23 protein-coding genes are annotated in these 22,453 nt (G+C 69.0%); 10 read left to right on the forward strand and 13 right to left on the reverse strand.

What is annotated here, in order from left to right:
• Nucleotides 1-667 precede the first annotated feature (667 nt).
• Nucleotides 668-1,243: an Rv1733c family protein gene (locus tag D0D37_RS00795; protein ID WP_208719732.1), complete on the reverse strand. Its 576-nt coding sequence runs from the start codon at nucleotides 1,241-1,243 to the stop codon at nucleotides 668-670.
• Between the two features lie 567 nt (nucleotides 1,244-1,810).
• Nucleotides 1,811-2,233, reverse strand: a complete 423-nt coding sequence (locus tag D0D37_RS00800; RefSeq protein ID WP_116198529.1) for a hypothetical protein — start codon at nucleotides 2,231-2,233, stop codon at nucleotides 1,811-1,813.
• Between the two features lie 306 nt (nucleotides 2,234-2,539).
• On the opposite strand from D0D37_RS00800, the gene D0D37_RS00805 reads away from it, so the two are divergent.
• Nucleotides 2,540-3,145: a GNAT family N-acetyltransferase gene (locus D0D37_RS00805; protein WP_244223333.1), complete on the forward strand. Its 606-nt coding sequence runs from the start codon at nucleotides 2,540-2,542 to the stop codon at nucleotides 3,143-3,145.
• Nucleotides 3,078-3,593 carry a TetR/AcrR family transcriptional regulator gene (locus D0D37_RS00810; protein ID WP_244223334.1) on the forward strand — a complete coding sequence of 172 codons (516 nt, stop codon included), beginning with the start codon at nucleotides 3,078-3,080 and terminating at the stop codon, nucleotides 3,591-3,593. The genes D0D37_RS00805 and D0D37_RS00810 overlap by 68 nt, the downstream gene beginning before the upstream one ends.
• On the opposite strand, the gene D0D37_RS00815 is transcribed toward D0D37_RS00810, so the two are convergent.
• Nucleotides 3,590-4,324, reverse strand: coding sequence for an enoyl-CoA hydratase-related protein (locus D0D37_RS00815; RefSeq protein ID WP_116198531.1), 735 nt, complete (start codon nucleotides 4,322-4,324; stop codon nucleotides 3,590-3,592). The two genes, D0D37_RS00810 and D0D37_RS00815, sit on opposite strands and share 4 nt — an antisense overlap.
• Entirely contained in the window at nucleotides 4,325-5,521 is a 1,197-nt protein-coding gene (locus D0D37_RS00820; RefSeq protein WP_116198563.1) for a cysteine desulfurase-like protein, read from the reverse strand.
• Nucleotides 5,522-5,614: 93 nt separating this feature from the next.
• Between D0D37_RS00820 and D0D37_RS00825 the strand changes: the two genes are divergently transcribed.
• Both D0D37_RS00825 and D0D37_RS00830 read left to right on the forward strand, forming a co-directional pair.
• Complete coding sequence (locus D0D37_RS00825) at nucleotides 5,615-6,241, forward strand: peptide deformylase (protein WP_208719733.1); 627 nt, start codon at nucleotides 5,615-5,617, stop codon at nucleotides 6,239-6,241.
• An 87-nt stretch (nucleotides 6,242-6,328) separates the two neighbouring features.
• Nucleotides 6,329-7,153 carry an isocitrate lyase/PEP mutase family protein gene (locus tag D0D37_RS00830; protein WP_116198533.1) on the forward strand — a complete coding sequence of 275 codons (825 nt, stop codon included), beginning with the start codon at nucleotides 6,329-6,331 and terminating at the stop codon, nucleotides 7,151-7,153.
• A 276-nt stretch (nucleotides 7,154-7,429) separates the two neighbouring features.
• On the opposite strand, the gene D0D37_RS00835 is transcribed toward D0D37_RS00830, so the two are convergent.
• From D0D37_RS00835 to D0D37_RS00850, 4 genes are all read right to left on the reverse strand, one after another.
• Nucleotides 7,430-8,662, reverse strand: coding sequence for an IS256 family transposase (locus tag D0D37_RS00835; protein WP_116198564.1), 1,233 nt, complete (start codon nucleotides 8,660-8,662; stop codon nucleotides 7,430-7,432).
• Nucleotides 8,663-8,870: 208 nt separating this feature from the next.
• Complete coding sequence (locus D0D37_RS00840; RefSeq protein WP_116198534.1) at nucleotides 8,871-9,362, reverse strand: methylated-DNA--[protein]-cysteine S-methyltransferase; 492 nt, start codon at nucleotides 9,360-9,362, stop codon at nucleotides 8,871-8,873.
• Nucleotides 9,359-10,837 carry an AlkA N-terminal domain-containing protein gene (locus D0D37_RS00845; protein ID WP_116198565.1) on the reverse strand — a complete coding sequence of 493 codons (1,479 nt, stop codon included), beginning with the start codon at nucleotides 10,835-10,837 and terminating at the stop codon, nucleotides 9,359-9,361. Before D0D37_RS00845 ends, D0D37_RS00840 begins: the two co-directional genes overlap by 4 nt.
• A gap of 50 nt (nucleotides 10,838-10,887) precedes the next feature.
• Nucleotides 10,888-11,961, reverse strand: coding sequence for a VanZ family protein (locus tag D0D37_RS00850; RefSeq protein ID WP_116198535.1), 1,074 nt, complete (start codon nucleotides 11,959-11,961; stop codon nucleotides 10,888-10,890).
• 71 nt (nucleotides 11,962-12,032) lie between these two features.
• On the opposite strand from D0D37_RS00850, the gene D0D37_RS00855 reads away from it, so the two are divergent.
• Nucleotides 12,033-12,452, forward strand: a complete 420-nt coding sequence (locus D0D37_RS00855) for a DUF5709 domain-containing protein (protein ID WP_116198536.1) — start codon at nucleotides 12,033-12,035, stop codon at nucleotides 12,450-12,452.
• Between the two features lie 25 nt (nucleotides 12,453-12,477).
• Here the strand turns inward: D0D37_RS00855 and D0D37_RS00860 are convergent, their stop codons facing one another.
• On the reverse strand, nucleotides 12,478-13,362 hold the full coding sequence (locus tag D0D37_RS00860; protein WP_116198537.1) for a DUF3800 domain-containing protein: 885 nt from the start codon (nucleotides 13,360-13,362) through the stop codon (nucleotides 12,478-12,480).
• Nucleotides 13,363-13,489: 127 nt separating this feature from the next.
• On the opposite strand from D0D37_RS00860, the gene D0D37_RS00865 reads away from it, so the two are divergent.
• From D0D37_RS00865 to D0D37_RS00875, 3 genes are all read left to right on the forward strand, one after another.
• The gene (locus D0D37_RS00865) at nucleotides 13,490-13,732 is read left to right on the forward strand and encodes a hypothetical protein (RefSeq protein WP_116198538.1); all 243 of its coding nucleotides are present in this window, start codon (nucleotides 13,490-13,492) and stop codon (nucleotides 13,730-13,732) included.
• 1,400 nt (nucleotides 13,733-15,132) lie between these two features.
• On the forward strand, nucleotides 15,133-15,672 hold the full coding sequence (locus tag D0D37_RS00870; protein ID WP_116198539.1) for a sigma-70 family RNA polymerase sigma factor: 540 nt from the start codon (nucleotides 15,133-15,135) through the stop codon (nucleotides 15,670-15,672).
• Nucleotides 15,669-16,376, forward strand: coding sequence for an anti-sigma factor family protein (locus D0D37_RS00875; RefSeq protein WP_116198540.1), 708 nt, complete (start codon nucleotides 15,669-15,671; stop codon nucleotides 16,374-16,376). The genes D0D37_RS00870 and D0D37_RS00875 overlap by 4 nt, the downstream gene beginning before the upstream one ends.
• Before the next feature lie 38 nt (nucleotides 16,377-16,414).
• On the opposite strand, the gene D0D37_RS00880 is transcribed toward D0D37_RS00875, so the two are convergent.
• On the reverse strand, nucleotides 16,415-17,089 hold the full coding sequence (locus D0D37_RS00880; RefSeq protein ID WP_116198541.1) for an alpha/beta hydrolase family protein: 675 nt from the start codon (nucleotides 17,087-17,089) through the stop codon (nucleotides 16,415-16,417).
• Between the two features lie 12 nt (nucleotides 17,090-17,101).
• Nucleotides 17,102-18,532, reverse strand: coding sequence for a xylulokinase (locus D0D37_RS00885; protein WP_116198542.1), 1,431 nt, complete (start codon nucleotides 18,530-18,532; stop codon nucleotides 17,102-17,104).
• A gap of 37 nt (nucleotides 18,533-18,569) precedes the next feature.
• Between D0D37_RS00885 and D0D37_RS00890 the strand changes: the two genes are divergently transcribed.
• Nucleotides 18,570-19,391, forward strand: coding sequence for a class I SAM-dependent methyltransferase (locus D0D37_RS00890; protein WP_116198543.1), 822 nt, complete (start codon nucleotides 18,570-18,572; stop codon nucleotides 19,389-19,391).
• A gap of 23 nt (nucleotides 19,392-19,414) precedes the next feature.
• The gene (locus tag D0D37_RS00895) at nucleotides 19,415-20,224 is read left to right on the forward strand and encodes a class I SAM-dependent methyltransferase (protein WP_116198566.1); all 810 of its coding nucleotides are present in this window, start codon (nucleotides 19,415-19,417) and stop codon (nucleotides 20,222-20,224) included.
• Here the strand turns inward: D0D37_RS00895 and D0D37_RS00900 are convergent.
• A complete protein-coding gene (locus D0D37_RS00900; RefSeq protein ID WP_116198544.1) occupies nucleotides 20,196-21,731 on the reverse strand; it encodes an FAD-dependent monooxygenase in 1,536 nt (511 codons plus the stop codon). The two genes, D0D37_RS00895 and D0D37_RS00900, sit on opposite strands and share 29 nt — an antisense overlap.
• Nucleotides 21,732-21,749: 18 nt before the next feature.
• Nucleotides 21,750-22,367 (reverse strand): TetR/AcrR family transcriptional regulator, encoded by a 618-nt coding sequence (locus D0D37_RS00905; RefSeq protein ID WP_116198545.1) that lies wholly within the window; start codon nucleotides 22,365-22,367, stop codon nucleotides 21,750-21,752.
• Between the last annotated feature and the right edge of the window lie 86 nt (nucleotides 22,368-22,453).

The following is a 22,453-nucleotide window of genomic DNA, read 5'->3' on the forward strand; positions in this document are numbered from 1 at the left end:
CTCGCCGGGTTGTGCCGGTCCGGCCTGGCGCAGCGGTGTCGAGCACCCGTCCTCTGGAGCGCCTTGGCGAGTGGCCGAGCATGGCCCTCGGGGCGACTCCGGAACGGCGAAACTGTGCCCGGTTGATGGCCAAACGCGCCGGTGGTTTTGGCTCGTCGCTTCCCAAGGCTCCCCGGCGAGCATCCCGCCTGCACACAGCTTGCGAAGATGTTTCCGGTCCGGCTCTTCGCGCCCGCTCAGGGCGTCTGCGGTCGAGCCTCGTCGGGCCACCCAGAACGCCGCACAACACTGCGGCCGCACCGGCGAAGGCGTCAGCGACCCGCTTCCGACCCAGCGCATCGCGCCCGTCCGGCAACCGGGGCGTCGGCGGTCGAGGCTCGCCGGGTGATCAAGAATGCTGCTCGGGCACGGCAGCCGCGCTTGCGGAGGCGTCAGCGACCCGCTTCGGCCCGGCGCATCGCGCCCGTTCAGCAGGCAGCGCGTCAGCGATCGAGGCTCATCTGGCCACGCAGAACACCGCTCAGCACCGCGACCGCCCTGGCGAAGACGTCAGCGAACCGCTTCCGGCCGACCTCATCGCGCCCGTTTCAGCAGCAGCGCGTCAGCGGTCGAGGCTAGTCGGGCCATCGGAACGCCACCCAGCACCGCGGCCGCACCAGCTAAGGCGCTAGCGAACCGCTTCCGGTCCAGCGAACTGCGCCCACTCGGCAGCCCACCGCGCCGCGCGCCGGTGGTCCAGCACTCGCCGCGCCACCCAGAATCCTCCGCCCAGCACCGCGACCGCGCACAGCCAGCAGAAGGCCGCGACCAGCACGCCGTTCGTGACCGCGTCCGCGTGCGTCAGCGGGGCGGTGGTCTGCTTGCCGGTGTCGTCGAGCCAGATGTCGGTGGTCGAACCCTCGGTCGCGGAAGCGCTGGGCACCGTGATGATCCCGGTCCGCTGCACGCTGTTCGGCGGCTTCCAGACCGCGTTCACGCGCGCGGTGTTGGCGATCGGCGCGCTGTCGCCGACGGAAGCGGCCGGTTGCGCGGCCGTCGTGAGCACCGTGGCGGTGACCTGGTGCCGCGACTGCAGCTGCGCGTCCGACGCGGCCGTCTCCGCGGTGATGTCCGCGCTTCCGATCATCATCGCGAACGGAATCGCGATGAGCGCCAGCAGCGTGACGATCCCGGCGAACACGCCTTCGATCCGGTCCGACCGTCGCACGAGCGGGTTGCGCACGACGCCGAGCCGTCGGAGCAATCGTTTACCAGGGTGTGGTGGTCTGCCTGCCCGAGTCCTGTTCCGCATGGCTCCCATCGTCCTCTTTCGCGCGCGCGAGCGCTGTGTCCCGCACAACGTTTTTCGCGTTTTTCCTGGGGATCCGGTGTGTTTCTGCTTACCTCCGGGCCAGGGGTTTACCCGTGTGGGTGACGACGAGCGGCGGTTTGGCCTGTGGTGGCACAGTTTTGGACCAGCCGAGGCGAGTGGTCCAGGCCAATGTCTCGCGGACTGGGGTGGCCCAGAGCACGTTGCCGGGGTTGATCTTTCGCCGGGATCGTCCGCGAATGGGTTGCGGTACCGATGGTTCGGCGATGCGGGCGCTTCGGCGGAACGTCTGATTCGCACGGTTCACGTTGGCGGGTAAGCGATCTCGTGCCATCGCGCAGCGGACGCTGGCTGTTCGCCGGGCGGCAACCGCCGGTTTCCATCGCGGACAGCCCGGGCAGGCTTGCCCGGGCTGTCGGGAAAACGCGCACCGCCGTCCGACCCGAATCCGGGTCATCGCCGAACACAAACCGAGGGACAATCCCGATATCCGGGAGCCATTCAGTCGACCAGGCGAATCGTCGCGGTAGGGCTGTGCGAACGCCGCCGGGTGATCCCGTGTTCGGCGACGATTCCGAGTTGGATGCTGCGATCGGCGGGCGCCCAGTAGCCCGTGCGCACGAAATAGCCGTCCATTGTGCAGAGCCGGTTCGCGCTCTTGCGGGAACTGATCGCTTCCCAGCCCCATTGCCGTCCGGTCTCCTCGACGCCGTTGCGCCGCACGTGCAGCCGCGGGTTCCCGATCTCCCGGCAGTACGCGCTGCCGTCCGCGATGTACAGCACGCCGTCGACCTTGTAGAACCGCTTGCCGTCCAACAGGCTCACCTGGCCGGACAGGGTGAAGTGCACCCTGCCGCCATTAGCCCCGTCCATCGTCCAGTCGAGACAGAATTCCTTCGTCGGAACCTCGAGCGACTGGGTCATGGCCGTGTCTCCTTTGCTCGCCTGCCGGAGCGTCCAGGAAAATATAAGGAAGAAACGAGTGTCCGGCAGGTATCGGGAACCGTTTTCACCCAAAGAGGCCCGCTGACCACGCATCGTGGTCAGTGCCCGATTAATCGGTGGAATTACCGCCGATGGGGTAAGGCGGATACGATAAGTGAATTCGCCTTGCCCGAAACCGGTGGCCGCCCGGCGGTCCCGGGGCCGACGAACCGCGCGCGCCATGTCGGCAGCGTGACATCTCCCATGACGCTTGTCATAGCAGCGGCCGTGTGCGACCCTCGCTTTATGACGACTGTCATGACCGCCGTGCGCCCGGCCACCGCCGGTTCCGTGGCCGATCTCGTCCGCGCCTGCTCGCCGGAATCGCTGAGCCGCCGGTTCACCCTGGGCGGTGCGATCGAACCGGACGCAGTCCTGTCCCGGTACCGGCGGTTCCTGCTCGTCGGCACCGCTCTCGTCGCTGAGGCATCCGGCGTCCCTGCCGGGCTGCTGAACGCGGTTCCGGAGGACGGCCACCGCGTCGAACTGGGGCTGCTCGTCGCCGACCGGTGGCAGCGGCAGGGCATCGGCCGCGGCCTGGTCAGGCTGGCCGCGGAGGAGTGGCAGGGCTGGACGCTGCACGCCACCGTGCAGGAAGGCAACGTCGCCGCGGAAGGATTGCTGCGGGCGTGCGGGTTCCGCTACGTCCCGGGGTACGGCGGCGAGAACGAGTACGAGCTGACAGTCACGGAGGAGACGCTCGATGACGGAACGGCCGGCGCGCGACCGGATGGTCTTCAGTGCTGCGCAGTTGCTGCGTACGCAAGGCCTGAGCGGCACCGGAATGCGCGAGGTAGTAGCGCATGCCGAGGCGCCGCGGGGGTCGCTGCAGCACTACTTCCCGGGCGGTAAGGAACAGCTGTTCGGCGAAGCCATCGACTGGACTGGCCGCTACGCCGCGCGCCGCGTGACTCGCGCCATGGACTCTCTCGCGGACCCCACGCCGTCCGCGCTCTTCGCTGCGGTAGTCGAGTACTGGCGCGCAGAGTTCCTTGAGATCGGCTACGACTACGGCTGCCCGCTAGTAGCCACGGTCGCCGACACGGCGGCGTCGAGCGAACCGCTGCGCGAGCGCGCGAACGACGCGTTCGTTGAGTGGCGGAAGCCCATCGTGTCCGCGCTGGAGCAGATGGGCGTACCGGCGGCGCGCGCTGCTTCATTGGCAGTGTTGATGATCAGCGCGCTTGAAGGAGCCATAGTGCTGGCGCGCGTGGAGCGTGCGGTGACGGCGCTCGATACCGTTGTCGAGGAGCTAGGTCCAGTTCTCGACGCCGCAGTGGACAAGCGCCGCCGTCGCTAACGCCTGTCGAGCTTCGCGCGCAACGTGGCGACGGTGTCCGGGTCGTGCAGCAGTTCGGCGAAGTGCTTGGACTCTGAATCCATCCGCTCTTCGACGCTCTCGTCGGTTCGGTCGTGCAACAGCGCGCGCGTGGCAGTCACGGCGCGCACCGACCGGGTGGCGAGCGTCGTGACGCGTTCCTCGACGCGCTTACTGAGCGCTGTCGCGTCAGGGAGCACTTCGTTGACCAACCCGAGTTGCGCTGCTTCGGCCGCAGGCAGGCGCTCTCCGAACAGAAGCAGCTCTGTCGCACGCTGTCGACCGACTAGGCGCGGCAGTGCGTAACTGCTGCCGAACTCCGGCACCAGTCCCAACGGTACGAACGGAAACTGCAGGTAGCTGCGTTCAGTGGCGTAGACGAGGTCACAGTGCAACAGCAGGGTCGCGCCGATGCCGACAGCCGGACCGTCGACTGATGCGACTACCACTGCCTGCGTCGCGAGCAAAGCGTCCTGAAAGATCCGCGCGGGCGTCTTCGTGCGGTCTCCGGCTTCGTGCGCGAGGAAGTCACCGAGGTCGTTGCCAGCGGTGAACGCGCCGCCAGCTCCGCGCAGCACGACGATAGGCGTGCGGACGGCGTCGAAGGCGTCAGCGAGGGCGACGTACATCGCCTTCGTGAGCGCGTTCCGCTTCTCCGGCCGGTTGATGGTGATGGTGGTGACCTGTCCGTCGACAGTCGTCTCGATGCTCATTCACAGCTCCGCAACAGCAGCGAGCAGCAGATCGACTTCGGCTGCAGTCGTGTACGGCGCGATGCCCGCGCGTACGGCACCAGCGTCGCCAAGGCCGAGATGCCGTGCGCACTCGATGGCGTAGAACGTCGAAGCGGGCGCGTTGATCCCGCGTGCGCCGAGACGCTCGTACACAGCCTGCGGCGTCAGGCTGGTGACCGAGAACAACACTGTCGGCGTACGACGGCGCGTCGGCGAGCCGTAGCGCACAACGCGCGGCAGCGCAGCGAGACCGTTGTCCAACCGCTGCAGCAGTGCGTCTTCGTGCGCTTCAAGCGCCGTAAGCGACGTACGCAAACGTTCGCGACGGCTGCCGTCGCTCGGCACGAGCCCAGCGAGGAAGTCGATAGCCGCAGTAGTGCCCGCGAGCAGTTCGTACGGCAACGTGCCCAGCTCGAAGCGCTCAGGAACCGCGTTGCTCGACGGCAGCAGCTTGTCCGGCTGCAGGGTCTCCAGGAGGTCTGGTGCGGCGGCGAGAAGACCAAGGTGCGGGCCGAGGAACTTGTACGGCGAGCAGGCATAGAAGTCAGCGCCCAGAGAGGCGATGTCGACCGGCGAGTGCGGGGTCAGATGCACGCCGTCCACGTAGCTCAGCGCGCCTGCTTCGCGTACCGCGTCGGTAATCGCCGGGATATGCGGACGAGTGCCGAGCAGGTTCGACGCCGCAGTGACCGCGACCAGCCGTGTCCGGTCAGTGAGCAGCTCTGTGATAGCTGACGTCGGCAACTCGCCGGTCTCCGGATCGAAGTCCGCCCAGCGGACAGTCGCGCCGCGTGCTTCGGCAGCCTGGACCCACGGCCGGACATTGGCGTCGTGGTCCAGCCGGGTGACCACGACCTCGTCGCCCGGACCCCAGCTCTTCGCGAGCGTGCGGGAGAAGTCGTAGGTCACCTGGGTCATGCTGCGACCGAACACGACGCCTTCCGGGCGGGCACCGAGCAAGTCAGCGACGGCTTGGCGGGCTTCGCGCACGACACCGTCCGCGCGTCGCTCCGCCGCGGTGACAGTGCCGCGGTTCGCGATAGCGGCGCAGAGGGTCGAGGACACTGCTTCGCCGACCACATCCGGTACCTGGGAACCGCCAGGTCCGTCGAAGTGGGCAGCGCCGCTCTCGAGCGCGGGGAAGTGCTTGCGGATCGCGTTCACGTCGTAGGCCACGGCTGCCAGCTTGCCTGATCCCCGGGCGAGTGTCGTGCTCCGCGCGGGTGCGATCATGCCGCTGTCCCGTTGCCCTTGGAGAGGGGTTCGCCGGTGCTCGCCGAACAGGTCGAGAAACTGCTCGCCCAGCCGTTGCCGTGGCCGATCGTGCAGGCAGGCGACCCCGTGCTGCGCGCCGCGGCCCGCCCGTACGAGGGCGAACTGAGCGACGACATGCTGTCCGCGCTGATCGAGGGCATGAAGGAGACCATGCACGCCGCGCCGGGCGTCGGTCTCGCCGCGCCGCAGATCGGCCTGCCGGTCCGGATCGCGGTCGTCGAAGACGGTGCACGCGAACGCCCGGGGGTCGCCACCCTTGCCACGCGTGGGATCGTCCCGCTGCCGTTCCGCGTGCTGGTAAACCCCACATACACCCGAGTGGGCGACGAAACCGCCGCGTTCTTCGAGGGCTGCCTCAGCGTGCACGGTTGGCAGGCCGTCGTCGCGCGAGCCCTGCGGATCCGCCTTCGCGGCAGCGACGAAACGGGTGCGGCGCTGGACGAGGAATTGTCCGGCTGGCCAGCACGAATCGTCCAGCACGAGACCGATCACCTGCACGGGATCCTGTACCTGGACCGAGCCGAACTGCGCTCGCTGTCGACCCACGAGGCCGTCGCCCGCCGCTGGACCCAGCCGACTCCCGCCGTCGCCGCCCGCGAACTGGGCTTCGACCTCCCCTGACTTCTTCGGCACCGTTTTTTGTCGGTGCCCGCTGATACGTTCCTCCGCAGTTGGCCCGCCCGGGGCCTGCCACTGGGGAGGAACCTCGTGAACTCGTTGCAAGACAAGGCAAAACTCTTCCGCGAACTGCACGCGGCGGACGTCCTCGTGCTGCCGAACGCCTGGGACGCGGGCAGTGCGGTCGCCATCGAACGCGCGGGCGCCCCAGCGATCGCCACGACCAGCGGCGGCGTCTCCTGGGCGCTCGCCCGAGGCGACGGCCAGCACCTCTCTCGTGCGGAAATGCTGTCGGTCGTCGCGCAAATCGCCGCAGCCGTAGAGGTCCCGGTGACGGCCGACGTCGAAGGCGGGTACGGCCTAGCCCCTTCCGCCGTCGCGGAAACCGTGACCGGCGTAGTCGAGGCAGGGGCGGTCGGCGTGAACCTGGAAGACTCCCGAGCCGGAACTCTGACCCTCTTCACCCCAGACGAACAGGCAGAACGCTTCACCGCAGCCCGCGCCGCCGCCGCGACGGCTGGCCTCTCGGAGTTGTGGATCAACGCCCGAACGGACGTGTACCTGTTCGGAATCGGCGAGCCCGCTGGCCGCTTCGACGACGTGCTGACCCGAGCCCGCGTTTACGCCGAAGCCGGGGCGGACAGCATCTTCGTTCCAGGCCTGGTCGACGTCGAGGTGTTGGCGGAACTGGCAAAGTCCTCGCCGATCCCGGTGAGCGCCATGGCCGGACCAGGTGCGCCCCCAGTGTCGGACCTGGCAGCGGCCGGAGTGCGCAGGGTGAGCGTGGGAACGTCGATCGCCCAGGCGGCTTACTCCCTGGCCCACCACGCGGCGGCTGAGGTGCTGAAGCAGGGGACTTATGGGGAGGTGACCGGTGCGCTGGACTTCGGAACGGTGAACGGCTGGTTCAGCTGAGCCCCGGTCACGGCTTGTTTGGGCGGGAACCGCTTGGGGCTGAGCTGGGCGGCTCCAAGCTGGCGGATCGTTGCCTGGGGCCTGTTTTGGGCTGCGGCGAAGCACGAATCGGGACTGATCAGCCGAAGCGAGCCGGGGGTGAGGTGAGCATTTCCGCCGAGGCAGTCGGCGACTAGCCCCGTCGCGAGGCGGCGCGGCGGGCGAAGGCACGCGGGTGCCAAACCGGACGGCCCTGTCATGATTTCCGTGTAAGCCACGGATGCTTTCTTCTTTATTCTAGTGGAGTGGTATGCGGTTGGGGAAGAGGGTGACGAGGGTGTTGAGTGCTTGTTTCCAGCCTGAGGTTCCTGTTCCCGATGGTCCGCCTCGGTGGCTGGTGATGTTTCGGAGTCCGAGGTAGAGAAGCTTCATTGCCGCAGTGTCGCTGTCGAAATGCCCGCGGTTCTTGGTGAGTTTCCTGAGTTGAAAGTTGATGTTCTCGATCAGGTTTGTGGTGTAGACGACCCGGCGAAGCTCGGGCGGATAGTCGAGAAATGGCGTGAAATCGTTCCAGGCGTGTCGCCACACCTGGACGGCGGCAGGGTATTGCGTGCCGAATTCTTTGTCGAAGTTCTTGAGTGCGATTTCGGCGGCTTCAACGGTGGGCGCGGTGTAGATTTCACGCATTCCGGCGGCGACTTTTTTGCGGTCGCCGTAGGAAATGAACCGCATGGCGTTGCGGATCACGTGTACGACGCAGGTTTGGACCACCGTGTCGGGAAATGCCGAGCGGATCGCGTCCGGGAGGCCGGTCAGCCCGTCACAGCAGGCGATCAGGATGTCCTTCACGCCTCGGTTGCGCAGGTCGGCGACGACCTTGGCCCAGAACTTCGCCGCCTCGGTGTCGGCGATCCAGAGCCCGAGGGCGTGTTTGCGGCCCTCGACGTCGACGCCGACGGCCAGGTAGCCGACCTTGGTGGTGACGACGCCCTTGTCCTTGACCCGCAGCCGCAGCCCGTCGACATAAAGAATCGGACACATTTCGTCCAGGGGGCGGGATTGCCACAGGGCGATCTCGTCGGTGACCACTTCGGTCACGTTGGAGATCAGTTCCCGCGACGCGTTCACGCCATAGACTTCGTGCAGATGGGACTCGATGTCGCGGGTGGTCATGCCGCGTGAATACAGCGACAGGATCGCTTCGTCGATATTGCCGAGCCGCCGAGCCCGTTTCGGCACGATCGCGGGCTCGAACGACCCGTTCCGGTCACGTGGAACCGATACCTCAACCGGGCCGTTCGTCGTGGACACCGTTTTCGTCGACCGGCCGTTGCGCGAATTGCCGCTCCCGTTGCCGGCGGGGTCGCCTTTCTCGTAGCCGAGATGATGTGTCATCTCGGCTTCCAGCGACCGCTCCAGCACTGCCTTGGTCATCCGGTTCAGCAATTCCTGCGCGCCCAACGCGCCGCCATTCGCATACGCGTCTTTCACCAACGCGTCAAGCCTCTCCGGCGACAGCGCTCCGGCCAGGGCCTCGCCGGCCTCGGAACCCCCGGCCTGAGCAGATGTGTTCTCAGTCACAGATGGAGCCTTTCTGGATCGCATCGAGCGATCCGATCTTGGTCCATCCGCGGCTTACACAGTTGTCATGACACGGCCAACCGGACGAGACACCCCGTGACTTGAGCAGCCTCACCAGGCATGCTCTTCCGCGCCGCGCCGACCACTCAACCCGGACTCACCCGACCACCAACCGCCTGCTCCGTTCCAAATCCAGCAACCTTCGCTTGCACTCCACCCCAGCCGCGTAGCCGGTCAGCGATCCGTCGCTGCCCAGCACCCGGTGGCACGGCACCACGATGCCGATGGGGTTCCGGCCGTTCGCGAGGCCGACCGCGCGGGACGCCGTCGGGCGCCCGATCGACTCGGCCAGCTCTCGGTAGGTCGTCGTTTCGCCGTACGGGACCTGAAGGAGCGCCCGCCACACCGTCTCTTGGAAAGGAGTGCCACTGAAAGCTAACGGAAGGTCGAACTCGACCCGGTCGCCAGCGAAGTATTCGTTCAGCTGACGTGTCGCCGCGACGAACGGGCGGTCGTCCCGGTCGCCGAAAGCGGCGCGTGGCGGGCGGTACTGCTCGTCGCCGATGTACAGGCCGGCCAGGCCGCCGTCGCGGGCCATGAGGGTCAGCGGGCCTTCGGGACTGTCGATGACGGTGTGCACCACGATCATGCCGACACCGCGGGAATCCGGTTGATCGGGTGGTCGCCGGTCGCCCAGAGGTGCTGGACCGCGTATGCGCGCCACGGCTGCCACCGGCCGGCGTGGGCGGTCAACGCGGCTGGACTCGTTGGCAGGCCTAGGGTTTCGGCAGCGATCTTCACGCCCAAATCGGTCGCGACGAAGGCGTCCGGATCGCCGAGGGCGCGCATGGCGATGCTCTCGATCGTCCACGGGCCGAAACCCGGCAGCGCGCCCAGTTGCGCGCGGGCGTGGACCCAATCGCCGCCCGCGGTCAGGTCGACGTCGCCGGAGACCAGGGCCGACACGAGACCCAGCAAGGTCGCGCGGCGGGACTTCGGCATCGCGAGCGTTTCCGGGTCCAGTTCCGCCAGTGCCTCGGGCGACGGGAACAGGTGCGTCAGGCCGCCTTCCCGATCCTCGACCGGGGTGCCGTGCGCCAGGACCAGCCGTGCTGCGTGAGTACGGGCGGCCGCGGTCGAGACCTGCTGGCCGAGAACGGCTCGCACGGCGAACTCGGCTGAGTCGGTCGTGCGCGGGACCCGCCTGCCCGGAGCTGCGGCGACCAGGGGAGCGAGGGTCGGATCCGCGGCGAGTTGCTCGTCGACTGCCACCGGGTCGGCGTCCAGGTCCAGGAGCCAGCGGCAACGGCTGATCGCGGCGGCCAGGTCGCGCAGGTCGGTAAGGCTCAGGCGGCACGCGACGTGGTCCGGCTCCGGACGGAGCGACACCACGCCGTGGCCGTGCGGCAGTCGCAGGGTGCGGCGGTAAGCGCCGTCGCGCCATTCCTCGACGCCGGGGACCGCGGTGGCGATCAGGTGCCCGAACAGGTTGTCCGGGCACAACGGCCGACGGAACGGGAGCCGCAGCGACAGCACGCCCGGCGACTTGGCCCGCTTGCCGCCGCGCATGCGGGAGCGCAGTTCGCTCGGCGTCAGCGCGAAAACGGCCCGCACGGTTTCGTTGAACGTCCGGATGCTGGAGAACCCCGCCGCGTGCGCGATATCGCTCATCGGCATCGCGGTCGTTTCGATCAGCAACCGAGCGGTCTCGGCACGCTGGGCCCGGGCGAGTGCGAGCGGGCCCGCGCCGAGTTCGGCCTGCACCTGGCGTTCGATCTGCCGCACGCTGTACCCGAGTCGCGCGGCAAGTCCCTGCACGCCTTCCCGGTCGACGACCCCGTCGCCGATCAGGCGCATCGCGCGCGCCACGACGTCGGCGCGCTCGTTCCACAGGGGCGAACCGGGCGACGCGTCTGGCCGACAGCGTTTGCAGGCACGGAATCCGGCGGCTTGCGCGGCGGCCGCGCTCGGGTAGAAGCGCATGTTCTCGACCTTGGGCGGCACCACCGGACAACTCGGCCGGCAGTAGATCCGCGTGGTCAGCACCGCGGTGAAAAACCACCCGTCGAAGCGGTCGTCCTTCGACTGCACCGCGCGGACACAGCGTTCGGTCTCCTCGTACACGCCGACCAGTCTGCCCCGCCGCGCGCACGAAACCTCGCGAAAAAACGACATCACCCTGGCGGGGCAACCGGCTCCCGAACCGCCGCCCGCGTGTCGACGACGGACAACCGGCACACCAGCCCAGTCAGCCCCCGATGTCCCTTGGTGAAAACCATGAACACCAGGTGCATCAGCAGCCACAGCGACGTCCACCCGGAATCCAAGCCGACCAGGATGAAGTAACCGCCCGAGCCGATCAGGAACCGGACGATCGTCTGCAGCACCGACGGCGGCCGCCCGTCCGCGCGCACCACCGTCAGCAAGACCGCACGCTGACCAGGCGTCGCGCCATTGCCCGCCAGCGGCACGATCAGCAGCAGAACCGCGGTGGGCACCCATCGGCCGAGGACGTCGTCGATCAGCGTGTTGTTCTGCAGCGTGCCCTTCGTGACGTACTGGACCGCGAGCGCGATCATGCTCAGCACGACGCCCACCAGCGTGACCGAGATCAGATCGAGCACCATGCCCAGCAGCCGCCGCCGAGCGAGGACCGGACGCGGTTCGTCGGCCGGGCGCAGCCGTCCGGAACGACGCAGCACAGGTGCGAGAAGCGCGCCGACCCCCGCGCCAACGGTGTTGGACAGCAGATCGCCGGTGTCGAACAGCCGGTACGGGCACTCCATCAGGAACCACACGCCGGTCAGCTGGGTCGTCTCGATGGCGAGCGACACGAAGAACCCGCTGATGATGGCGAATCCGATGCTCCGCCCGAACAACCGCCGCAGGAACACGCCCCACGGCACGAAGAACGCGACGTTGAACAACACCTGCCGCAACGCCGGATTGTCCAGCAACCCGGTGTTGAACTGCTTCATGTCTTCAAGGAACTGGAGCGGATTCCACACCGGATGCCGCAGCGATTCGTGCGCCGCGCAGTACGCCGCGTCGACGTTCGGCAGCGGCAGCAGCGTGTAGGTGACCAGCGCGAAGCAGTACACGAGGAACGCCGGCGCGGCGATCGCGCGCAGCAGGCCGAGTTCGCCGCGTTTGCGATAGCTGATCGCCACGTACGGCACCACCAGCACGAACGCCAGCCCGAATCCGGCGAACACGGCGATCAGCGTAGGACCGCTCCACTGAGTCATCGTTCCTCCACCCGGCGTGAGCGCACAGGCTAGCGGGCGGCAGTAGCCTGGGCACGCGGGAAGGAGGAGCAGTGGACGACGACATCGAAGACAACGCCGACACCGGCGTGCTGGATCCGGAGGACACCCTGGAGGACGGCGACCCGTACGACGAGGGGTATTCGCCGCCGGAACGTCCACTCGCGACTCGCGACTGGGGCACCACCGCCGCGGAAGAAGCCGCCGGGGAAAGCTGGGCTGGCCGACTGGCCCGCGAACTCCCGGACATCCGCGCGACCGACGGCGACGGCCTGGGCGACACCGAGGACACCGACGGCGAGCTGGTCGACGACGAGGTCGGCGACTTCCGCGCGGGCCGCCTGGTGGCCTCCAACGCAGGCTTCGGCCCGGACACCGAGGACGAGCTGTACGCCTCGGACATCGGCATCGACGGCGGCGCGGCGTCGGCCGAGGAAGCCGCGGTGCACGTCGTCAACCCGCGGGACTTGTGACCGCTTTGCTGGGTGTGGCGCGTAGCTAGTCCGCCGGGTCCCCGATCCAGACCGACGCCGGAAGCACATACGGCCGCAGCAGTTTGACCAGCTCCGCGTCCCCGCCGCCGTGCAGGGTCTCCTCGGTCAGCCGCCGCGCGACTCCGGCCAGGAAATCGGCGATCTGGACCCGCGGCTCGGACCTCGAGTCGACGAACCGCCACCGCGGCACCGGATCGAGCAGTTGGGCGAGCCGAGCTGGCGTGAGCGACGGCTGCTCGTCGTGGATGACCTCTTCCGGTCGCCAGAACGCGATCGTGTCGGCGAGGGCGGGCATCAACGGATCGAGCGGCGGGACGAGGCCCGGGTCGGCGAGAAGTTCGTCGCGCAGGTCCGTCAGATGCGGGCGAGCCGAGACCAAATCGCCGAGGACGTCGGACTGGGCGAAGAATTCTTCGGGAGTAGTCGCGGGTAGGCGGCGGTTCGAGGTACGCAAGAGTCCGGTGAAGGAGCGCAGAAATTCGGTCCAGCGCTGGGAGCCGTGGACGCGCGGACCGTCTCGGTGCAGGGCCCGGGCGCGAGGATCCGGACGATGCCGCAGACATTCCGGGTACGGGGTCCGGTCGACCAGCAGGTCGACGATTTTGCCCGCGAGGAACAGCGCCTTGTCCACGAGCAACACGCTGGCCGCGTCGGCGAGGGGTTCGGTGAGCAGCCACTCCAGCGCAGCGCGGTTCTTGGCGCGCAGGAGATGATTGGCTTTGTACTCGAGCGCGGGCGAACCAATGAGTTCCCGCAGCCGCGCAACACATTCAGCTGCCGCCGCGGGTTCCAGCCGAACCGCGGCGTGCGCGAATACCGCGGTGTTCGCGCCGATCAGATTCACGCCCTCGGAGCCGGATTCGTCGCACGCAATCGTCGGCGGCCGCACAAGGCCCGATCCTGCCAGGTCGGCGAGGCGAGGGCGACCCCATTTCTCCAGGGACCCCTGAGGTGGATTCCCGGATGTGCCAGGGGCTCCGGACGTCTCACCATGAAGGGGACGGAGGGAGCCGGTCATGGTGCTCGTCGAGGAGGACGTACACGCACTGGACGACGTACGGCGCGGGCTGGTGGTGGTCCACAACGGATTCGTCGGGGCCGCGGCATGCTACCTGTGGTCGGTCGGCGGACGGGTCCCGCTGTGGGAGACGGAGGCGATGGACCGCCTGCGCCGCAGGGGCCTGGTGAGAATCGCGCACCGTCGCGGAGCACCGGCGAGCCCGGTGGTGCTGACGGATCTCGGAGTCGCCGCCGCTTGAGTCCTTTGTGGACTGTCTGGGGCGGGCCAGATGTTTGAACGGCAAGGTCGGAAGCGATCGGCTCCGTAGCCCGGATCCGCGCTCGCGCCGCAGTGCCTGTGGCGAGCGGCGGATCTTGATACTCGATCGACGTGCTTTCGAGGCGGGTGCCATTTCGACGGACATGTGGGGGCTGCTCGCGCCTTCTCGAGTCGGAGATTTCGCGCGATGGCGGGCGGCTGCGTCTGGGGGAGTGCGGTGGCTGGCCGCGGCAAGAGTTGCCACGGTTGACACCGGCGGCGCAAGCCAAACGGCCCGGCACGCTCCGCGTCCAAGAAAGCAGCGGAAGCTGCCTGGACGTCGCTGCCGTCACTGCCTGCGCCCCGACTGTCCCTCGGAAGTCCGGCAGGGTGCGAAACGGCCCAAGGTGCCCCGGAGCCGCCGGGAGGGCGGTGTGCGCAGCGCTCCCGGCGGCTCCAGGGCGGTCGGGCGGCCGGGACGGTGATCCCAGTGCACGGCACCGGCGTGCGCCGACCTGGTGAGCAAGCCTTCCGGCTGGATCAATTTCGAACTTAGCCCAGGTCCGGGGCTCGCAGGCGGCGCGTTCCCCGATCGTGTCGGCGGAACCACGCTGGTGGGCGGGTATCGATCGGGGAAGCGGCACCCGCCGCGGAAGGAGTGCCGGACGAGGCGCGGTGGCAGGCCGGGGAGCAGCACCGATCGGGAAAGCGGCGCGAGCCGAGGCAGGGGAGCAGCACCCATCGCGAAAGAGCGGCGATAGGAAAGCGGCATGGGAGGCGCGCTCGGCGAGATGCGCCACCCAGTGCGGAAGGCGCACCAATGCCAGGGACTTCAGCCGCGTGACCACGGCCCGATGGCCGACCGTAAAGGACGCCAGAATCGCCGAAATGCCCGATTGATGGCCGCATGGCTGTTTTCTTAGGTCCGTGAGGGGAACCCTGAGGGACTCAGAGTCCCTCAGGGTTCCCCTCACGGACAGCACACCCCGCACCGGCCTCGCCAACCCCTCCGCGACCAGGACAAGCACACCTCAAGTCACACCCGCAGCGCCGCCTTAAGTCCCTGGCATTGGGAAGGAGCACCGGGTGGGAGGGCCGCATCGATCGGGCGGGAGTGAGCGCGCGAAGCGGCACTCAGCGCGAAAGGAGCAGCGGGCGGGAGGCTGCATCGATCGGGCAGCAAAAAGAGCGCGGAGCGGTGCCCAGCGCGCGGGAGCATTGGACTGGAAGCTGCATCGATCGGGCGGCAGCGGGGGCAGGGTAGAGGTGCCGGAAGCGAAGCCGCGCCTAGCACGGAATAGCCACGAAGGCACGCAGCACCGGGAACGGGCCAGGACCGGGCAAGCGGCAACACCGCACCGGTGCGGGACAATCGGTCTCGATCGGGAGGATGATCGGGGCATGGCCGGGTTCAGGGCTCGTCATCGGCGGGCGGTTGCGGACGAGGCGCTGGTCCGCGCGCTTTTCGAGGAGCATGGGCGGGCGATGCTCGCCTACGCCACCCGGCTGCTCGGCGATCGCGCGGCGGCGGAGGATGTGGTGCAGGAGGCGCTCGTCCGCGCGTGGCGCAGTCCGGACAGTCTGGTCAACGGGCGCGGGTCCGTGCGCGGCTGGTTGCTCACCGTGGTGCGGAACCTTGTGATCGACCGCTTCCGGGCGAAGGAGGCGCGGCCGCAGGAGGTGGCCGAGTCGCCGGCGGGCGGGCCGGTCGAGCGGGATCATGCCGATCAGGTCGTCGACTCGATGGTGGTGCTCGCCGCGCTGGACGGGCTTTCCCCGGAGCATCGCGAGGTGCTCGAGCAGATGTATCTGCAGGGGCGCAGCGTCGCCGAGGCGGCTGAGCGGCTCGGGATTCCTCCGGGCACGGTCAAGTCCCGCTCGTATTACGGGTTGCGGGCGTTGCGGGAAGAGTTCCGGCGAGCGGAAGGAGTGGCCGGATGAACACTGCCGACGAACACGTCGACCTGGCGGGATACCTGTCCGGTCAGCTCGCCTCGGGCGAGCAGCACGACGTCGAGACGCATCTGGACGGCTGCGAGCGGTGCCGGGCGGAGGCCGCGTCTCTGCGCGAGGTGCAGAGTTTCCTCGGCGAGCTGCCGCCGGAGGCGTTGCTGGAGGGGCCGCCGCTGGGCGCGGACCTGATGATGCAGCGGACCGTGGACCGGGTCCGGGCGGAGTCGCGTGCGCAGACCGGGCGGGGACGGTCGATGGCGGTCGTCGCGGCGGCCGTGGTGGCCGCGGCCGCGTTGGGCGTCGGGGTGCTGGTGGGGCACAGCGGGTCCGGGCCAGCGGTGGCGGTGCCGACTGCGCCGCCGCCGACGACCAGTGCGGTTCCCGGCACGAAGGTGGTGTCCGGTGCGGACGCCAGCGGGCAGACCCGGCTTACCGCGAGCATCGTGCCGGAAACCGGGTGGGTGCGCGTGGACGGCTCCGTGACGGGCATTCCGGCTGGGCAGAAATGCCTGCTCGTGGTCCTGAGCAAGGACGGCCAGCGCCAGGTCGCGGGCGGTTGGATGGTGTCGGAGCGGGCGGCGCGGGACGGTGCGTACCTCTACGGCACGGCGGTCGTCGATCCGGCGCAGGTGGCGGCGGTCGTCATCGAGAACACGGCCGGGCATCGGTTTGTCGAGGCGGACGTCAGCTGAACCATCGGCCGAGAGCGGCCGACGCCGGGGCTCGGGCGTCAGCTGAACCGTCGGTCGAGCCAGTCGCGGGCCACCTGCCATGGCTCGTCGGCCGGGTCGATCAGGCGGAAGTGGTCGACGCCAGGCAGTTCGACGTAGTCCACGTCGTCGCCAGCCGTCTTTGCCGCGGCCACGTAGTCGCGGCTGTGCGCCACCGGGACCCGAACGTCGGCGTCGCCTTGGACGACCAGTTGCGGGCAGCCGATCGGCAGTTGCCGGATTGGTGAGGCGGCGGGGTCGTCGCCGGTCAGGAACAGCCCGGCGGCGCCTTCGCCCAGTTCCTCGGCTCGCGCGCGGGGGACGTCGGTGATCGGGGCCAGCGCGACGACGCCGGAGAGTCCGCCGCCGGCCAGCAAGGCCAGGTGTCCGCCCGCCGAGTGTCCGATCGCGACGGTCGGCAGCGCGGCCGGGCGCTCTGTCTCGGCGATCGCGGACAGCACGTCGTCCAGGGTTTGCGGCCAGCCGCCGGTGTCGCCGTCGATGCGCCGGTATTCCAGGTTCGCCACGTACCAGCCCGCGGCGACGAGGTCGGCCGCCATCGGGTCCATCTGGTGCAGGTCGTGCCGGGCGCGCCACCAGCCGCCGTGCAGCAGGATCGCGGTTCCCCGCCCGCCCGGGGTCCCGTGGAGTTCGACGAACTGGCTGGGCTCGCTGCCGTAGCGGAGGGTTTCCATGCGGCCATTAGATCACCATCGCGCCAGCCGTTCGTGCACTCTTGCGAGCCCTTCGTGCGCCGCGCGATACGCCTCGTACAGGCCGGTCAGGTTCGTCTCGGGCGTGAAGGTTCGCTCCACGGCGACGGTCGAGGCGGCGGCGGTTTCGACGTCCGGGTACTGGCCCGCGCCGACTGCGCCTAGCAGGGCGGCACCGAGTGCGGCGCTGTCGTGCACGCGGAGGCGCTCGACGGGACGGGACAGGACATCGGCGTGGAGCTGGGTCCAGAGGTCGCTGCGTGCGCCACCACCGGAGAACGTCACTGAAGGGAGGGGCTCGCCGCAGGCTTCCTCGACGGTTTCCAGCACGTGCCGTGCGGAAAAGGCGACTCCGGTGAGCACGGCTCGCGACAGGTCTGCGGTGCTTGTGGAGGAGGTCAGGCCGAGGAAACTGCCGCGCAGGTCCGGGTCCCAGAGCGGCGCGCGTTCGCCTTGCAGATGCGGCAGGAACACCACGCCGGGCTTGCCTTTCGCGGCGGAAGCGAACACTTCCGGCAGTGACAGCCCGGACGCTTGGCTCCACCAGCGCACTGCGTCGCCGGCGGCTTGAGTGGGGCCGGCGTGCACGACGAGGTCGCCGCGTGGTGGGAAAGTGACCAGGCCCCGGACCGATTCGCTTCGATGCGAAGCGGCTGCGACTACCAGCGAGGTCCCGCAGATGACCATCGCGCGGCCCGGTTCTGTTGTGCGGGTACCGAAAACGGCGCCGAACGCGTCCATGGTTCCCACGACGACCGGAGCGTCGCCCAGCACGGCAGCGTGGCCGAGGGGGTTCTCCGGAGCGAGCAGTTCCGGCAAGCGGTCGCCGAGTCCGTCCGCGAGTGCGACCGCTTCGGGCAAATAGCCGGAAGCGCCCGCGATGCGCACGCCGGACAGCAGGTCGGTCGCGACCCGTCCGGTGAGCCGGGCCCCGATGAAGTCCTTGGGGCTCATCATCCACCGCGCGCGGGACCACAGTTCCGGTTGTTCGCGCGCGAACCAAGCGGCTCTTGCGCCGGCGAACGACGCATCGAGCACGATCGGCCCGCCCCAGATGCGTTTTTTCTCGTCGTCGGTGAAGCGCGCGTCGAGTTCCGCGGCGATCTTCGCGCAGCGCTGGTCCTGCCAGATCACTGCCGGAGCGAGCGGCCGCAGGTCTTCGCCGACGAGGAGATGGGTGTTGACCTGGCTGACGATCCCGGCCGCGCGCACCGAACCGGCGGGAAGTCCGGAAAGGACGGTGTGCAGCGCGGTTTCCATTGCGTGCCACCAGTCTTCCGGATCCTGTTCGGCCCATCCGGGACGCGGCCGCGCGATCGGGCAGGGCACCGAATGCGCCGCGAGTTCCCGGCCGTCCGGTGCGAACGCGGCGACTTTCACCGCGGTCGTGCCGACGTCGATGCCGAGCAGAGCCTCTTCGTCCATGTCCACAGGGGTACCAGGAATTCGCTACCTTCGGGGCATGACCTCTGCCGCGGAGAATTACCTGCGCGAGTACCACGATCGCAAACCGGACGCGATGTCCGTGCTGATCGAATCCGGTCGGGTGACCGGGGACGGCCGTACGAGTTACGAGGTGCTGGCCGATCGCGTCGCGCCCGCGCGCCGGGTGCTCGATCTCGGCTGCGGCGACGGCGCGCTGCTGGCCGTTTTCGCTCGTGGCGGCGCGGAAAAGCTCGCTGGTGTTGACCTTTCTTCGGGGCAGCTCGCCCTTGCTCGGCAACGGTCCGAGCTGGCCGGGGCGGAGCTGCGGCACGGGCGTGCGCAGGAACTGCCGTTCGAGGACGACAGCTTCGACGCGGTCGTGTCGCATATGGCGTTCATGCTCATGGACGACCCCGAGGAAGTCGCCGCCGAGGCAGCGAGGGTGCTGACTCCGCGTGGGGCGTTCGCGGTGGTTGTCGGCGGTCCCGAATCGACCGGTGCGACTCCGGTGTTCCTGGAATTGGCCCGGCCGTTGTTCCGGGAGGTGCCGGAGGAACGACGGGCGACGTACACCGCCGAGCGGCGCACGTCGAATCGCGAGGGCATCGACGAGGTGCTCGCTCCGGCCGGATTCGCGCCGGTTTCCTGGGAGCCGTACGAGATCGACCTGACCGCCGCGCCGGACGAGGTGTGGACCTTGTGCTGTGAATCGTATTACTCGACGGACACTCTCGACGACGCACAGCTGGCCCGGCTGCGCTCGGCCTTCCTCGCCGAAACCGCGCAGCTGCGCACCGCGGACGGACGGCTTCCGGCCGGGCTCAGCGTCAACCTGGCCAAAACCGAGCTGCTGGAGTGACCGTTCGCGCTACCGTCACGGGCATGATGACGCCCGCCGAAGAGTTCCTGCGCGATTTTCACGACCGGAACCCGGCAGCTGCGTCCGAACTGGCCGAGCGGGGCCGCGTCGACGGACGCTCGGTGTACGAGGCGTTCGCCGACCACGTGGGCCGGCCGGGCAGCGTGCTCGACCTCGGCTGCGGGGACGGCGCGTTGCTGGCCGTGCTCGCCAGTCGCGGTACCGGAAGGCTTGCTGGCATCGACCTTTCCGCCAAGCAGCTGGACGTCGCCCGCGGCCGGGCCGGGCTCGCCGACGCGGACCTGCGGCCAGGCCGTGCGCAGGAGCTGCCGTTCGAGGACGACAGCTACGACACGGTCGTGTCGCACATGGCGTTGATGCTGATGTCCGACGTCGAGAAGGTGATCGCCGAGACCGCCCGCGTGCTGCGGCCCGGCGGGACCTTCGTGATCGGTGTGGGCGGCGGCGGGACCGACGCCCTCGAGGTGTTCCTGAAGGTCGCCCGGCCGCTCTTCGCGGTGGTCGCCGAAGACCGCCAGATCCCGACCTCCGGCGACCCGCGCAGCCGCACCCGCGAAGGCCTGGACGCGCTGCTCGGCCCGGCCGGATTCGCGCCGGTCGAATGGCGCCAGCTGCTGGTGGACCTGTCCGGCACGCCGGATTCGGTCTGGCAGACCTGCCACGACACGTATTACCAGGTCGACGCCCTCGACGAGACGCAGCTGATGGGGCTGCGGACCGCGTTCAAGGTGGCGTCCCGGTCGCTGGTGGCCCCGGACGGCACGCTGCCGGCCGGGGCGCTCGTCAACGTGGCGACGACACGGCTGACCTGACCGGTGCGCCGAACCACTGCGTAAGAGCGGCTTGGAGCGCTTCGATGTCCGGTTCGGCGTCGGTGGAGGACCAGGCGACGTAACCATCCGGTCGGATGAGCAGGGCGGTTGGTCCGTCGCCCGTGCTCGTGGTGGACACGGTGGTGACGCGTTCGTGCCATGGCGCCGCTGCGTCGGCGAGCACGGCGTCGGGCGTCAGATCGAGCAGCACCGGGCGCGCGGCCTGGTACGCGGCGGTCAGCGGTTCCGGGTCGGCGAGCGGCAGGTCGGGAGCCCAGCGGCCGCTGTCCGGGTCGGTGCCGTAGTGGATGTCCGCGCCGGACATCAGGTCGGCGATGTGCTGCCGCGCATCCGGAGAAGCCAGCAGTTCGGCGAAGAATTCGCGCAGCGCGGTGACTTCCGGCCCGGGCGCGACGAGCGCGCTCTGCGCCTGGGAGTGCATCACGACGCGCTCGCTCACCGGGCGGCGTTCGGCTTCGTAGCTGTCGAGCAGCCCCGGCGGAGCCCAGCCCCGCAGTTCCGCGGCCAGTTTCCACGCGAGATTCGCCGCGTCCTGCAGGCCGAGGTTCAGCCCGGGCCCGCCGAGCGCGGAATGCACGTGGGCGGCGTCGCCGACCAGCAGCACTCGGCCCCGCCGATAGGTTTCGGCGATCCGGGTGTTGCCGCCGGTCAGCCTGCGCAGCAGGAACGGGCCGGGACCGGACGGCGGTTCGAGCGGCAGGTCGACGCCGAGCACCCGCTGCACGCTGGCGCGCAATTCGGCCATGGTCAGCGGATCGTCCTCGGCGTAATCGGCGGCTCCGCCGTGTTCGTTGGTCGACAGTACCGGGTTCGCCGGGTCGAACGGCGCGAACACGAACAATCCGGTTTCCGTCCGGTGGTGCTGGAACGGCGGGATGACGCCGGTTTCCAGCTTCAACCCGCCGGTCGCGGGATCGACGAAGGATTGCGGAATCCGGACGTTCGCGCTGCGGGCCACCGTTTCGTCCCAGCTGACGCCGGGGAAGTCGATCCCGGCGAGCTTGCGTACGGTGCTGCGGCCGCCGTCCGCACCGACCAGGTAGTCGGCGGCGATCTCGTAGGGCCCGTCCGGACCCTGCACCTGCACGGTCACCGAGTTCTCGTTCTGCGTGAAGCCGGTGATCTCGTGGCCGCGGCGGATTTCGGCGCCGAGCGAACCGGCGTGCGCGGAGAGGATCTGCTCGATCTCGTGCTGCGGCTTCGGCAGCAGGTACATCGGGTTTCTGGGCAGGTCGGCGAATTCGATCGGGAACGCGCCGAAGACGAACCGAGGAGCCGGAGCGGGTTCAGGGGCACCGGTGAGTTTCTCGTACAGCCCACGGCGGTGCAGCAGCGGAACGACCTGGCCGACGAGACCGTTGGCGCGGCGGATCCCTTTGGGCTCGGCGAGCCGCTCCAGGACGAGGGGGCGGACTCCGGCAAGGCAGAGTTCGGAGGCAAGCATCAGGCCGTTCGGCCCGGCGCCCGCGATGACGACGGCGGACATGGGGATCTCCTTGCGGGATCAGGGAAGCACCTCGGCGAGGGTGTCGAACGCCTGGTGCACGATGTCGGACAGATCCGCGGGCGGGGAGGCGCGCAGCCATTCCTGGATGACTGCGCGCAGCACGCCGCCCGCGGTGGTGGCGATGAGCTGGACGCGGAGGTCGTGGACGTCCGCGCCGAGGCGTTCCGCGATCGCTTCGGCCAGTGCTTCTTCGGCCGCGACGTTGGCTTTGAGGAATTCGCCCGCCAGCGCGGGTTCCGCGATCATGACCCGGACCCCGGCTGTCCATTGTGGATCCGGTGCGCCCGGTGCACTGCCCGGAGTGGTGACGCGATCGGCGTTGAGTTGCCGCAGAGTGGCTTCGCGCAGCGCGGTCCACAGCGGCTCCGTCGCCGGGCGCGCGCGGAGGTGATCAGCGATCCCGCGTGCTCGGTCCTGGTGCCGCGCGACGATCGCTTCGGCTTTGCTGGAGAAGTAGTTGTTGACGGTGCGGGGGGAAACTCCCGCTTCGCGGGCGATGTCCTCGATTGTCACGTTCGACAGACCGTGCTCGACCGTGAGCCGGACTGCCGCCCAGGAGATGTCGACCCGGGTCTCTTGGCGGCGGCGGTCTCGCAGGTTCGGGCGCTCGGTCATGGCATCACTATAGCCCAGAACTTGCGCGGCGCGCAAACTCTGCGTGACACGCAAGTTCGGCGGCAAAGAAGAAGCCCGGGGCGGGT

It is taken from the genome of Amycolatopsis circi, assembly GCF_003385235.1.
GTDB classification, from domain to species: domain Bacteria; phylum Actinomycetota; class Actinomycetes; order Mycobacteriales; family Pseudonocardiaceae; genus Amycolatopsis; species Amycolatopsis circi.